The following is a 14,472-nucleotide window of genomic DNA, read 5'->3' on the forward strand; positions in this document are numbered from 1 at the left end:
ACGTTAAGGTTTTGGATTTTGTTGGTATTAAAAAGGAATGTAACATAAGATAAAAGTTCGGTGATTTTTTTACAAAAATCAAAAAAATACCGAACGAATGATAAGACACACATTCTAATAATTGATAAAAAAGTAAGTATAATTATGATTGGTAAGTTAATAAGTCTGGTGTTCTTTTTTGTGGTAGGCTGGGTAGTTTATACGCAGTTTTTTGGCACCGAGCAAGAACAAAAAATGGGAAAAGAGGTCATTAGCAATGCAAAGGAAACTGTGCAGGGAGTCTTTAATATTTTTCAACATGAAGGTGGGAAAATAAAAGAAGGTACCTATGATGACTCTATTGAGAAACTAGGAAATTTGTTGGACAAATTACGGGCTGAGGCTAAAGATGGCAAACATCAAGAAGAATTAACCGTATTGGTAGAAGAAACAAAGCGAATCAAAGAACAAGTGGAGAAGTCTAAAGAAGGTTTAGAGAGCATTAATGACGAGCAAACTAAGGAGGACTTGAAAAAACTAACTCAGGAAGTTCAAGAAATTGTCAATAAAATGGACTAGACAATATCGCAAAAAAAGGCGGTCAGAAAACTCTTTCTGACCGCCTTTTTTTTTGCGATTGATGGTGATTTAGTCTACATTAGCTTGCTTCTGTTTCAAATTCTGAGCTTTTGCTATAATTCAAAATATTTTGAATGACAAAACTAGGCGGTTGAATTTCTACCGTATTTAATAGATCTTGTGCTTTTTTTAAATCGTTATGCTCTTCCTGTATATCAGAGTCTGACTGTTTAGCTTTTTGGATGGCCATTTTTTTTAGATAATTGACCTCCCCATAAATGTCACGGACTAAATCTCCTTTTGTAATTTTATGCTTCATTTTTCTCGGGTCGTTTTATTTTTTACAAATAAACTGTGTAAAATAAAATTTGCTACTGTATGAAAAACGCAGTTATTTAACTAAATGTTGCATAGGCCTCGTTTTTTTTTCGAAATTTTATTTTGTATAACAACTGTTAATATTTATTAGGACATCCAAACCATATAAAAGGTTGGAAATATTAGGATAAAAAGAATAAGAAAGCCCTTTATACCTGCATATTAGATATAAAAGGGCTTAAAAGTTGTCCATCTGTTTTTTAGGATGTAATAAATATAGATTTAATAAATTAAGCTCGATTAGCCATTCTCTGGTGAATCATTTTGGTTAATTTAAGCATGTGTCGTCGCATAATCTCGATATTAAAAAGCATATTTTTTTCAAGTGCCTTTTCTGAAAAGTTACGATAATCAAATTCGATATAGGTCTTAAAATGTAAATAGCCCGTATCTGGATCGAGTTCAAAACTGCCAAACAAACGATCCGTATTTAAAGACATTAAAGAGAGCGCTATCAAATCACGAATTGGAATCGGAACGACTGTTGGTAGGGTAGAATAAAAACCAACTCCACATCTAGCATCTTTTCGACTTCCAACCAGAACCAAGCATTGCCATTCTCCTTCAGGAGTCTCAACATCAAAACTTAGAGCTTGACGGGTTTGGTCTGTGTCATAATCAACGCCAATTCGTTTAAAATAGCGACCTAGTTTTTTTAGTATTAACTTATCCATAGTTTTATTATTGGTCAAATCGGTCAAGATTCAAAGCTTCGATAATGGCGATTAATTTGGAGGCATATTTTTTGTCTGTTGCATAACCAGCTGCTTGGAGACCACGTGCCCAATTTTTGTAATCACTACGTTTTAATTTTGATAAATGTTTATAACGTGAGTTCGACAATAGTTTACTGTGCTCTCTAAAACTCTCCCAAGAAGAATCGAATATTCTAAACATATCATAACGACTATCATCTGTATAGTTGGCACAGCGGCAGCCAATACATTTTTTGCGGCATTTAATTCCAAAATGATTGTTTTCCTTGGTAGCGAGTGAACTTTTGCCTGCATTGCTTTCTAACAATCCTTGGGCAAGTGTTATGCTTGCGGGAATATTAAACAAGTCTGCCTCTTCTTTAGCTGTAGAACTGTACTTTGCGATATAATCGGTACAAATTTTATTCTTAGCTGCTACAATTTCAGGATCAATGTTGTGCTTTTTTGCAAAATTTGGATTAAGAACAAAACCTAAGTTAGAAAACTTAGCAGCTTGTTTTTGTTGTTCAGGGCTGAGGGCTGAGCCTACAGCAGTTGCCGCATTAGCCAAATTCATTTGAGACCGTATATCTTTACTTTCGTCTCGAATTGTTTCCCACCATCTTTTAGTTTTTTTTGTGCGTTCTGTCGATACCGTTGTTGCGTATGGTTTATTATTATGTTGTGGTTCTATAGAATTGTTTGTTGGATCTAGCACACTAGCACTTTGCTGTGTCGTAGCATTACCAATGGTAAATTGAACGCTAAATTCTTTTTGAGTAAGTACAAGTAGTATTAAAACAAAAAAGGCTACTCTCAACCAAATTTGTTTTGCAAAGCGCTTTAATCTTTGCAGATTATCATCAAAAGCCTGTTTTACCACTACAGGCAAATTTTTGTTTACTATCATCATAATTAGTGCATTTTATATTGTCTATAATGTCTTTTGTTATCATAAAACAAATGTAAAACAAAATGTTTTAAAAAAGAAATAAAATAAAAACAAAATGTTTTAAAAAGGTGTTTTTAGACAAAAATGCTAATTGTTACAACTAAAAAAAGCAACTCTAATGCTAATTGAGTTGCTTTTTGGAAACAAAAATATTTAAAAAGTGTGTGGTGTATTGTCTATCAATAATAATTTAATAAGCTTTATTCAGCCTATCTTTTAATAAATTATCTTGTAAAGGGTTGACGATTTCAATCATTAGTATATTGTTCATAATTGATAACTCTTTTGCCATTTCATTCGGAGATTCAATAGGGTATTCAGGTACTAAAACCAATCCCTTATTGAACTCATTGATTTCAAATTGACGAGTCAATTCCATATTATAAATGGAGATGAAGTTTTTAAGTTCAGCGTCGTTGGTCGTCATAAGACTTGCTAAATCTCCAGTATAATAAACAATAAAATGTAACGATGACTGTTCTTTTGTTGTACTCAATCCCGTCAAATTAGATTGAGCCGTAGCTTGCTGGGGGGCTGTGCCAAATAGTATAAAAACAATAAGGATTAATAGAGCTAATTTGGTACTCATAACAGAGTGAAGAATTAAAAAGCTATTAAAAATCCAACTTATTTATAAGTTTTTTATGAAAGGAAAAAGATACTTAGTGCAGGGAAACCTATATTCCAAATTACAGCAACAATAAATAAGGTAATTGTTGTTCTTGTGGTCAAATTTCCTACTGTAGCAACCATTCCTCCTATGAACAATAACATGCTTACAAACAAGAAAATTGAGAAACCAGCTGCTCCATAACTTAGCATAAAATAAATAGCTGAAGACATGAACAAGCAAGGTAGAATGAGCGCTGGAAACAAAAACCAAGTCATTCTATGTTGCATTTGACGGTCACAGAAATCTAAATAGCGTTGAACGATACCTTGAGGTGCTTGAGTTGTTGTTGCCTCAAAAGTGGCTTTATTATTTTCTACTAATGTTGTATTCATGATATAAGCTATTTGTATTAACAATAGCTCAAAGATAGGAGACCCTTCTCTGTTATTCCATGATAATAATCATAATGAAAAATGATTTTAATCAGGGTTGAGGCAGGGACAAAAAAACAGGTGAATTATTCTACAATGAATAATTCACCTGCCAAGAACTCTTTTTAGCAGTATTTTATAAATTGTCTAAAATGAAATTTGTCATTTTGTTGTAAAGGTGTGCCCTTGTATAACCGCCATAAATACCATGGTTTTTGTTTGGATAATAGGCCTCATCAAAAGGAATGTTTTTGGCAATTAAAGCCCTAGCCATTTCTGCGGCATTCTGAAAATGTACATTATCATCTGCCATCCCATGAACCAATAGATATTTGCCACGAATTTGCCCCGCAAAATTAATCGGAGAATTTTCTTCATAGCCATCATTATTTTCCTTTGGGCTACGCATAAAACGTTCGGTATAAATCGTATCATACCATTTCCAGTTGATAACAGGAGCTACAGCAATGGCCATTTTGAACACATCAGCACCTTTAGCCAAACAAGAAGTAGAAAGATAGCCGCCAAAACTCCACCCAAAAATTCCAATTCTTTTTGCATCTACATAAGGTTGGCTAGCAAAATGTTTGGCCACTTCAATTTGATCTTTGGTTTCTAGCCCTCCTAAATTCATATAAGTTGATTTTCGGAAAGCTTGCCCACGAGCATCTGTCCCTCTATTATCTACAGAAACAATGATGTACCCTTTCTGAGCCAACATTTGGAACCACATATAGTTTTGTCCTCCCCATCTGTCCATAACGGTCTGGCTGCCTGGTCCTCCGTATACATACATAAATACAGGGTATTTTTTATTGGGATCAAAATCCGCAGGCTTAATTACCCAACCATTCAACACAACATCATCTGAATTGGTAAATTCAAAGAAAGAATGTTTGCCCATATTGTATTCTTTCAACTGATTATTGAGTGGTTGATTTTCTTCTATGGTACGAATTAATTGGTTGTTTTGGGTTTTGTATACCTTATACGAAGGAGGAGTAGTAGCGTTGGAATAGGTGTTGACATAATAATCAAAGGTACTGCTAAATTGTGCGCTATTTACCCCTTTTTGATGATGCAAGGTTTTGATTGCTCCGCCAGCAAGTGGGGCGTGGTAAATCCCTCTGTGCATAGCGCCTTCTTTGGCTGCCTGAAAGTAGAGCATTTTCTTTTGAGCATCTAAACCATAAAAACGAATGACATCAAAGTTACCTTTTGTTAGTTGGCGAACCTTTTTGCCCTTCATATTGTAAAGGTAAATATGATTGTAACCATCTTCATCACTTGTCCAAATAAATTCTCCATTATCCAAAAACGTCAAATTATCATGGATGTCAATGAAGTATTTATTCTCTTCTTTTAGTAAGACCTTGGTACTTCCATTTTTAGGATTAGCAAGCAATAAGGCAAGGTTGTTTTGGTGACGATTCAGACGAGTAACACAAAGTTGATTGTCGTCCACCCATTTGATTCGTGGAATGTATTGATCTTTATCTCCCTTTACCTGTACTTGCACGGTTTTTTTAGTGGTCAAATCATAAATATGTACCGTAACATCTGAATTTTTTTCTCCAGCCTTGGGGTATTTGAACGTATTGTAAATAGGATATAACTCATTGTTATAAGAGGTATAAGTAAATTCTTTTACCATTGTTTCATCAAAGCGCAAAAAGGCTATTTTGGTTCCTTCAGGAGACCAAGCAAAAGCTTTTGACATCGAAAATTCTTCTTCGTATACCCAATCTGTTGCTCCATTAATAATTTTGTTGTGGGCACCATCTGTTGTAATTTGAATTTCTTTATCACTATTTACTTCTTTGTAAAAAAGATTATTGGAACGAACAAAAGCAATCTTATTTCCTTGGGCATCGAGCGTAGCATAACGTTGTTTGCCTGTTTTAGAAACCGCCGTAAGTTTTTCAGATTTGCGATCCCAAACATAAAAATTAGCTTTAGAAGAACGACGGTAAATCTGTTCTCTTTCGGTTTCTAGTACCAGTTTGTTTTCATCAGCACTAAAGGTATAACTAGAAAAATTCAGATCCGAAGAACTATAAATTACAGATGTTTTTTTTCCAGAAGTCAAATCATATTGAATAATCTCATTACTTTCTTGTACCGAATAATGCTTACCATCTTTCATAAAGTTAAACCCTGGAACCATTTTGGGATAAAACCTGTAATCTTCCCAGATTTGTGGGATGCTAATGTCTTTTAGTTGTGCAGATGCTGAGTTAAGGCAAATGCTCAAAAAAGCAATTATGAAAAAGCTATTTTTCATTGGATAAATTTTCTGTTTGAAATAATTAGGAATGTATCAGACCAATTCATTAGATATAGCAGCAGTACTTATCAACGAATGTGAGTTATTTATTAGAACAATAAAAATCTTAGTTCTTTGATGAATCATGTGACAAACACTAACAAAGGGTAAGCTTTCCACTACTTTTTTTAGAAGAAAGTCATCGGTAGTAAGTCGTAAGTCCTGCATTAACAGAGACTAAACATACGACTTACTACCGATGACTTACAACAAAAGTAGTCATAAGAGAGCAGGGCTGTTTAATATTTTACATGATTTGTCAAAGAACGAAAATCTTTAAATAACACATTAACCAAAGATACAAACTAAATACCAGATTTAAATCCAATTTCTACCAAAGTGTACAATTTATGGACTTGGAGAAGGAGAGGCGTTTGTTAAGTTGACCATAGAATAAAGATTTAAACAATACCTTTTTGCTATGTACAGGGCAAACTAAAAACAAAGTGCTCACGAGCAAAGCGAGCTAACGTTTTTTCCTATAAAATATAGGACCTTTGCTTAATGATGATTTGGATTTTAGAGCTTAGACTCCAATTGAACTGTTATTGGAGTCTAAGCTCTAAAATCTCACAGCGAAGCGGTCTAAAAAATAGTGATAAGCCTCCTAATAGTTCGCTTTGCTCGTGAGCCAGCAAGCTGGTTTTGTCCTGTACTCAAATCTTATTGTTTAAATCCTCCGTACAGCTAATTCTGACACAATCGATCGATCAATAACGCTTCTTCTACATGGGCTCGTTGTTGGGGGCTGGTCATTTTTTCTAATAAATCAAGAGAAGCAAGGTAACTGACTAAATTGCCATTGGATGAGATGAGTTTGCCATCTGTCATTACAGAAATAGTGCGATCATTGGCCACTTTTAAGGTTGGATAATTGGCCTTTAAACTTTCTCCACCGCTAACATAAGTTACTATATTTTTATGATCAGCTACTCCTGCTGCTCCAATTAGAAATGCTCCAGCACAATGACTCGCCATATAATTGACAGATTGATGCTGTTTTTGAATAAACTGAACGAGTGCTTTGTCTTCGGTTTGCTGGTTGGGATGATACGAGCTAGGAACAACTAAAACCTCTAATTTAGGGACTTGATCAATGCTTATATCGGGTATGATTTTTAATCCTTGCGCACTGTTATAGGTCTGAATTGTTTTGGCAATGGTAATGACATTAAACAGTTTTTCTCCATTGGCAGTTGTTTTTGAAAAAACATCCATTGGTGCAATTACTTCATTCATAATCACCCCTTCAAAAACTAAAATTCCTATGGTCGGCAAATTGCTATCAAGAACTTTTGATATAGGTTGTTTCATTGTATTAAGATTGTTTGAATCAGCTGTGTTTTTAGTACAACTATAACTCATACTAAAAAGCAAACAGTATAAAATTAATTTTTTCATAACTTGTGGTTTTGTTTAGAACAAAAGTAGCGCAAGGAAATGAAAGAAATCTTAATCAAGATTAAGAAATGACCTATTTTTTCTTAGCTCGGATTTTGCTTAGAAATTCAGGCGTAAAGCCCAAATAAGAGGCTAACATGTATTGGGGAATTCGTTGGGCAAAAGTAGGATTTGCAGCAATAAAAGTGCGGTACAGTTCTTCGCCAGAGAGACTAAACATAAATTCTAATCTTCGTTGAGCCGCAACATAAGATCGCTCCATAATAATTCGAAAAAGGCGTTCTATCTTAGGGAGTTGCTGGCACAGCTTTTCAAAAGAAGCGATATTTAATGCCAATATTTCTGTTGGCTCAATTGCCTGTATGTATAATTTAGACGGGATTTGATGAATTAGGCTTTCATAATCTGTAATCCACCAATTGTCAAGCCCAAAATGAACAATTTGATTGTTTCCCTTGGTGTTAATATAATACAACTGCAAACAACCCTTTGTTATAAAATACCTTGAAGTACAAATTCTTCCTGCTTGCAATAGGTATTCTTTTGCGGCTAATTTTTTGGGACTCAAAGCAGCATTAAATAATTCCAATTCTGAGTCAGAAATCGTAATATAACGTCTTATGTAATGGCTTAATTGAGTGTTCATTATAGCTTTTTATAACTAATGGTTCCATTGTGGGTTTTGGGCATGGGTTTTCCCAACATTAATTCCAAATGCAGGGTTAGTATTTCCCCCATAGAAGATAGAGAAGAAAATTGTTGGGTAGTATGATACGAATTTAGATCTTTGATTAGCGAAGCACGTTTTTCATGAGTAGACAGGGTATCCATACTCATGCTGTTCAATAGATGCTTGATGCGCTCTTGATCTAAATTGTAACGTTTTTTCATTAAAATACGTTCTTCATATTTATACTGTTCGACAGTAATGGGAGGCAATACTTCCATGCAGAACTTGACAATTTTATAATTCTCTTTATAAAACTGTGGAAGGTAGTGGTTTTTACGTCCTTCATAACACAACTGATCAAAATCAATTGCCCGAACCCGATATTGCTCTTTGTCAAAGTCAGGGGTGACATCTACCACATAGTTATAAGAACGCATATCGCCTAGTAGCATTACAAAACATCGCTCATTGAACTTGACAAATTCTTTGGCAGCATAACTTTTTAGAAAATTCGGTGTTTCTATATAATAATCTAAAAAGGCATCGCCTGGAATTCCTGGGATATGTTCTTCCACCAACGTTTCTTTATCGACAATAAACGCTAAGCGATTGGGGCTAAGAATGTCCTCTAGTTCCAAGCCATAAACCCTAGAAGCATCTGCTTTTTTGATGTAGAAATAATCGTGGTTGTCATTTAAGCTATTGATGATTCGAATACGAAAAGGTTTGGAATTTCCAAAAAGGCAATAATCTATACGGCTTACTCGAAGGTGCTCAATCACCTCCATATTGCCATCTGTTTTGAGCATGCCATAGATATAGGTTAATGCTGCTTCAATTTCATCCTGAAAGGTAGGGTGATAAATAATAGCTTCCCAAAGCGTGTCATTACCATTTTGATCATAAATAGCAGCCGATTCATACCAGTTGGTTAGGTCTTGATACTGGATAGGCAGCGCATCTGAACGACCATAGTCTTTTAAGTACTTTCTTAAATTATCAGAGATAGGAAAGGAAGGCTTCTTTTTGGATATTTCCATAAGGACTTAAGAGATTAATACAATACTCCGCTGATTCGTTAGTACGCTATCGCTTATGAGCCAGCATAGCTGGGTTCGGGGTTCTAGCGGAGTGATGAAGTAATTAAATCGGTTTAATATTGGTGGTTGATGCAGTAGGGAAGCAGACAGTGCTTTAGATGTTAAGAAGCCCATTTTAAAATCTAAAATGGGCTTCTTAAGAGCAGCTTATTGGTTAAAGACTAGCCAATGCTGCTTCATAATTGGGCTCTTGCACAATTTCAGGAACGAGCTCTGTATAGATAACGGTTCCTTCTTCATCTACTATAACAACCGCTCTTGCTGCTAAATGATGCAAGGGACCATCTAACATTAGTAAACCATAGTCCTTGCAGAAAGCACTAGTGGCATAATCGGATAAATTAATAACATCCTTAATGCCTTCAGAACCACAAAAACGGCTTTGAGCAAAAGGCAAATCTCTTGAAATGCACAATACTTGCGTGTGTTCCAAACTAGCAGCTTTTTCATTAAATTTTTTGACAGACATGGCACAAATGCCTGTGTCTATGCTTGGGAATATATTTAGAATGACCTTAGATCCTTTAAAATCGGATAAGGTAGCCGTTGATAAGTCATTTTTTACTAATACAAAATCAGGAGCTTTGCTTCCTACGAGTGGAAGTTCGCCTGCGGTTTGGATTGGGTTGCCTTTAAATGTAATCGTTGCCATTGTTTATTATTTTAAGATATGAGTTGTTTAAAAATGGAGTAATGGTTGATAACTAATTAAAAAAAGTGCTTAGGTTATCCTTTTTAAAACAGCTAAAAACTCAATTTAAGCAATAAAATAGGCATGTAAAAGTTTATACAGACCTTTATTTTTGTGAAGTTAAAATGATAAGAAAAAACGATCTGTTCTAGGAAAACAAAACGCATAAGCAGTGCTTTGTTAAGAGCATTGCCATTGATAAACTATAAATCTTTCCATTGCCATAAATATCGGCAAGCAATGGTTCTATAAGGGCTCCAATTTGCTGCAATTTTATCCATTTGGCTAATCAATACTTTGCCCTTGCCTTCTATGTTGTACAACTTTTGCATGGCTTGTTGTATCCCCAAATCTGCACTAGGAAAAACATCACTGCGTTGTAGAGTAAACATCAACATCATTTGAACGGTCCAAGTCCCTACACCTTTTATCTGAGTTAAAAATGTTACCAGTTCTTTGTCTGTATAATCGTCCCAATTAATTTGATCAAATTGATGCTCAAGAGCGAAGGCGGCAATATTTTGCATATAACCAGCTTTTTGCCTTGATAAACCAGCTGCTCTTAGTTCTTCTAAACTTTTTTCTAAAAGCAAATGAGGCAAGGGATCTTGATGATCAAATAAGTCTAAAAAACGTTGATGGATGGTAGCAGCAGCTTTTACGGAAAGTTGTTGAGAGACAATAGATCTTAATAAACTGCGATAAACATCTTTGGAAGAAGATAGTTCTGGAAGTTGAATCTTAGAAATGATTGCTTTTAATGAAGGATCTTTTGATAAAACTTGGATGGCTTTTGAATGCATTGGAATGATTTTAAAAATGGATAAATAAGCAAAATAAAAAATCCAACAAGCAGCAGCAGCTAAATGTTGGACTTTTTATAAAATATTACTCCGTTGATTTTTCAGCAAAGTATTAATAGAACAAAGAAAAAATAAATTAGTTGTAATTCACTTCTTCTGAATTGGCTAAGACATAAATTTCTTGTGGACTTGTTTTTTGATGCTCGATAGCTCCCAAATTACGTTTTCCATACCAACCACCATTACCTTTGCATCCTTTACGCTTTTTGTAGGGGCTACTGCCACAAGAGGCTAATGCTGTAATGACAAATACAAGTATTAATAGTAGGGATAAATTTTTCATAATAAATTTTTAAAATTATAAAGTTATAGAATGATGTTTTTGCTATTCTAATATAACGATAAAAACAGAAAAATGTGATTTAAAATCTTTATTATTAATACTTTATTGCGCTTATTGCATGTCTTTTAAGGCTGCTTCTTTAACAGCTTTGGCAACTTTATAAGCAACAACTTCGTCTAATGCAGGCGGAATAATCATATCTTTAGATGGATTGGAAATACTCTCTGCAATAGCATAAGCCGCAGCTAATTTCATATTCGGTGTAATTTGCTTGGCACGAGCATCCAAGGCACCTCTAAAAATACCAGGAAAACCCAATACATTATTAACTTGGTTCGGCAAGTCGCTTCGGCCAGTACCTACAATTGCGGCTCCTCCTTTATAGGCTTCTTCAGGCATGATTTCAGGGGTTGGATTTGCCAGCGCAAAAATAATAGAATCCTTAGCCATGGTTTTAATATCTTCAGTCGTTAGCAAGTTGCCCATACTTACCCCAATAAAGACGTCAGCATCAACAAGGGCATCTTTTAGGCTTCCTTTCTTATTGTTAAGATTGGTGAAGCCCAAAGCTCTCTTTTTGGCCTCATTTAGGTTGTCTCTATCCCTATGAACAATCCCCTTGCTGTCGCAAATAATCATTTCTTTAACAGGCGTACAAACACTATCTTGCTCGCCATGATCTACACAACGAAGCAGCTTGGCAATAGCGATCCCCGCAGCACCAGCTCCATTGATAACAACGGATAGATCTTCTAAACGTTTTCCTACTAATTTTGCAGCGTTGATTAAAGCACCTAAAACAACAATTGCTGTTCCGTGTTGGTCGTCATGAAAAACGGGAATGCCTAAATCTTGCAAGCGTTCTTCTACTTCAAAGCTTCTAGGAGCGGCAATATCCTCTAGGTTAACTCCTCCAAATACTGGAGCAATGCGACGAACTGTTTCTACAATTTCATCTACATTTTGTGTGTCTAGACAAATTGGAAATGCATTGATTCGTCCAAAACGACGAAAAAGCATAGCCTTTCCTTCCATAACAGGAATAGAGGCCTCTGCTCCAAGGTTTCCAAGTCCCAAAACAGCAGATCCATCGGTAACAATTGCCACCGAGTTGCTTTTCATGGTATATTCCCAAACTGATTCGGGATTTTTTTGTATTTCTAAACATGGAGCAGCAACACCTGGTGAATAAACCAAAGAAAGGTGCTCTTGTGTGCGAACATCCATTTTGTTACGAACCCCAATTTTTCCTTTTAAATAACTATGTAGATGAAGAGATTCTTCGAAATAATCCATAATTGTAAGTGTTTTTTTGGTTAAAATAAGGTCAGAGTTTAGTGCTAATAGGCATGAAATTGTTTGAATGTAAAAGGTTTAAACGATACAAACAATCACCTATTATTGATGTCTAATTGTATAAACCTAGCAAAAAAGTATATTTTATACTATGGTCTGTTTTATAATGAAAAAATAAATATGAACTAAAAACAAAAACATAGTTCATATTTATTTTAACAAACCTAGATTAAAATGTGGAATTTGCAAAACAAAAAGTCATTATATCTTTTCTAAGCATAGAAATGCTAGTAAACATTGACCTCACTCCAATAGGCATAGGATGATTTATAGGTTCTTTGGCAAATTGTGTGGAATCGTAAACTACCTTGCCTTCTTATTACTACTTTTGTTATAAGTAATAGGTCGTAAGTCGTATGCTTAGTTCCTGTAAATACAGGACATACGACTTACGACCTATTACTTTCTTCTAAACCACATAAACGTAGTGCACGAGCAGTTTGGTATGGTGTACCAACGGGGATGCCTAGCAGCGAAGCTAAAAAGTAGTTAAAAGCTTGCCCTTTTTTAGAGTTTACCACACGATTTGTCAAAGAACGATCTTTTTTAATGTTAGAATCTCTTTTGGGGGTGCAGTATATTTAATAGCTCCTTAGAGCTAGTTTTTGTACTCCTCTAATTGCATTAACTTAGCCATAAAGGGAGCGATAAAAAAGGCCAATAAACCAATGGATAACGTGATGATCCCAAAGCTAACATAGACAGAAACATAAGCGTATAATTGTTCAAACGCTTTGCCTTTTTCAGCGGCAATACTTGGATTGAGTTGGGTGATAATTTCGATGAAAGTACCAAAGCTGTCCGTCAGTATATTTTTATCTCCATTGTTGACAGTTAGTTGTGCAATTTTACCTGCAAAATAATGCCCATAAAAATAAGAAGAAAACCAAACCCCCATTATAAATGCAATGTATCGAGTGGGGGATAGTTCGGTTACTTTTGATAAACCAATGGGCGATAAGAATAATTCACCTACAGTTAGCACAAAATAACCAATGACCAGATACACCATAGAGGTTTGGGCCATGGCATCGGCACTAACGGCAGAACGTCCAAATATAATTGCTGCTAACCCCAGTAAGATTAGCCCAATGCTAAATTTGTAAGGGGCGCTGGGATTTTTATTAATTTTGTTAAGCCAGCCCCAAAGCATAGAAAAAGGGATGGCCAGTAAGACAATAAAACTAGCATTAATACTATTGGTTTGAGCCGCAGTGATGCCAATTAAATTTACATTTCGATCCGCAAAAAGCACAACCGAGCTTCCTGTTTGTTCAAATAAAGCAGCAAATAAAGTGGAGAGTAAGGTGAAATAAATGACAACAATTAAACGCCCTCGCTCAAGGGGGCTAACACGACTTAAAATATAAAGAACGTAAAGCACCAAAAATAGGGTAGCCGCAAAAATTAAGTAGTGCTCGTATTGATGCAAATATATAATGGCTGCAAAAATTGGAACAACGGCAAAAGCTCCCAATGAAATCCATTGCCCTTGGTTTAATCCGCCCTTTTTTTGGTAATAATTGGTTGAGTTGGGCAATTTTCCAGCAGCACCAAAAACATCACTATTGAGCCCTCGTTGAAAGAAAAATAAGCCCAATAACATACCAATTCCTGCTAACATAAAGCCATAATGCCAACCATAAAGATCGGCAACCCAAGCACAGATAAGGGGGGCTATAGCGGCTCCTAAATTAATACCCAAATAAAAAATCGTAAAACCAGCATCTCGTTGAGTAGGATTGTTTTTATACAATGCGCCAACAAAAGAAGAAATATTGGGCTTAAAAAATCCATTTCCAACAATAATGAGCCCTAGAGAGCCATAAAAGAAAAGAGGGGTTTCAAAAGAAAGAAAAAAGTGTCCCAAAGCCATTAGTATACCGCCTAATAAAATGGATTTGCGGTAACCTAGAATTTTGTCGGCAATAATTCCTCCCCATAAAGGAGTTATATAGACCAGAGACATGTAAGCCGATAAAATCCCAAAGGATACATCGTCTGAATACAATAAGTGTTGCGTCATATATAGGAGCAAAAGCGCTTTCATTCCATAGAAGGAAAAGCGCTCCCATAATTCTGCAAAAAATAAATAAAAGAGACCTTTGGGGTGCCCAAATAAAGTAGTCGTTGGGGCAATTTCTGATGTTTTCAT

15 protein-coding genes are annotated in these 14,472 nt (G+C 35.4%); 1 reads left to right on the forward strand and 14 read right to left on the reverse strand.

All coding sequences use genetic code 11. The features are described 5' to 3' along the window. Positions 1-144: 144 nt before the first annotated feature. Positions 145-558 (forward strand): hypothetical protein, encoded by a 414-nt coding sequence (locus AsAng_RS25840; RefSeq protein WP_264790029.1) that lies wholly within the window; start codon positions 145-147, stop codon positions 556-558. A gap of 79 nt (positions 559-637) precedes the next feature. Here AsAng_RS25840 and AsAng_RS25845 read toward each other — a convergent pair whose 3' ends face one another. The 14 genes from AsAng_RS25845 to AsAng_RS25910 all read right to left on the reverse strand — a co-directional run bounded on the left by AsAng_RS25845 (position 638) and on the right by AsAng_RS25910 (position 14,472). Next, on the reverse strand, positions 638-877 hold the full coding sequence (locus AsAng_RS25845) for a hypothetical protein (RefSeq protein ID WP_264790030.1): 240 nt from the start codon (positions 875-877) through the stop codon (positions 638-640). 289 nt (positions 878-1,166) lie between these two features. After that, the gene (locus tag AsAng_RS25850; RefSeq protein WP_264790031.1) at positions 1,167-1,610 is read right to left on the reverse strand and encodes a YbjN domain-containing protein; all 444 of its coding nucleotides are present in this window, start codon (positions 1,608-1,610) and stop codon (positions 1,167-1,169) included. Positions 1,611-1,617: 7 nt separating this feature from the next. Continuing rightward, on the reverse strand, positions 1,618-2,544 hold the full coding sequence (locus AsAng_RS25855) for a glycoside hydrolase family 73 protein (protein ID WP_264790032.1): 927 nt from the start codon (positions 2,542-2,544) through the stop codon (positions 1,618-1,620). A gap of 229 nt (positions 2,545-2,773) precedes the next feature. Next, complete coding sequence (locus AsAng_RS25860; protein WP_264790033.1) at positions 2,774-3,172, reverse strand: hypothetical protein; 399 nt, start codon at positions 3,170-3,172, stop codon at positions 2,774-2,776. Between the two features lie 53 nt (positions 3,173-3,225). Beyond that, entirely contained in the window at positions 3,226-3,588 is a 363-nt protein-coding gene (locus AsAng_RS25865) for a hypothetical protein (RefSeq protein WP_264790034.1), read from the reverse strand. Between the two features lie 175 nt (positions 3,589-3,763). Beyond that, the gene (locus AsAng_RS25870) at positions 3,764-5,911 is read right to left on the reverse strand and encodes a S9 family peptidase (RefSeq protein ID WP_264790035.1); all 2,148 of its coding nucleotides are present in this window, start codon (positions 5,909-5,911) and stop codon (positions 3,764-3,766) included. 729 nt (positions 5,912-6,640) lie between these two features. Beyond that, the gene (locus AsAng_RS25875) at positions 6,641-7,267 is read right to left on the reverse strand and encodes a DJ-1/PfpI family protein (protein ID WP_264790036.1); all 627 of its coding nucleotides are present in this window, start codon (positions 7,265-7,267) and stop codon (positions 6,641-6,643) included. A gap of 160 nt (positions 7,268-7,427) precedes the next feature. After that, complete coding sequence (locus tag AsAng_RS25880) at positions 7,428-8,000, reverse strand: Crp/Fnr family transcriptional regulator (protein ID WP_264790037.1); 573 nt, start codon at positions 7,998-8,000, stop codon at positions 7,428-7,430. Continuing rightward, positions 8,000-9,064 (reverse strand): hypothetical protein, encoded by a 1,065-nt coding sequence (locus AsAng_RS25885; RefSeq protein WP_264790038.1) that lies wholly within the window; start codon positions 9,062-9,064, stop codon positions 8,000-8,002. Before AsAng_RS25885 ends, AsAng_RS25880 begins: the two co-directional genes overlap by 1 nt. Before the next feature lie 214 nt (positions 9,065-9,278). Next, positions 9,279-9,776, reverse strand: coding sequence for a thiol peroxidase (gene tpx, locus AsAng_RS25890; protein ID WP_264790039.1), 498 nt, complete (start codon positions 9,774-9,776; stop codon positions 9,279-9,281). 242 nt (positions 9,777-10,018) lie between these two features. Next, a complete protein-coding gene (locus tag AsAng_RS25895) occupies positions 10,019-10,618 on the reverse strand; it encodes a DNA-3-methyladenine glycosylase family protein (RefSeq protein WP_264790040.1) in 600 nt (199 codons plus the stop codon). Positions 10,619-10,754: 136 nt separating this feature from the next. Beyond that, positions 10,755-10,961 (reverse strand): hypothetical protein, encoded by a 207-nt coding sequence (locus AsAng_RS25900; RefSeq protein WP_264790041.1) that lies wholly within the window; start codon positions 10,959-10,961, stop codon positions 10,755-10,757. Positions 10,962-11,072: 111 nt separating this feature from the next. Then, entirely contained in the window at positions 11,073-12,257 is a 1,185-nt protein-coding gene (locus tag AsAng_RS25905; RefSeq protein WP_264790042.1) for an NAD(P)-dependent malic enzyme, read from the reverse strand. Positions 12,258-12,915: 658 nt separating this feature from the next. Beyond that, on the reverse strand, positions 12,916-14,472 hold the full coding sequence (locus tag AsAng_RS25910) for a peptide MFS transporter (RefSeq protein WP_264790043.1): 1,557 nt from the start codon (positions 14,470-14,472) through the stop codon (positions 12,916-12,918).

It is taken from the genome of Aureispira anguillae (assembly GCF_026000115.1).
GTDB lineage: Bacteria > Bacteroidota > Bacteroidia > Chitinophagales > Saprospiraceae > Aureispira > Aureispira anguillae.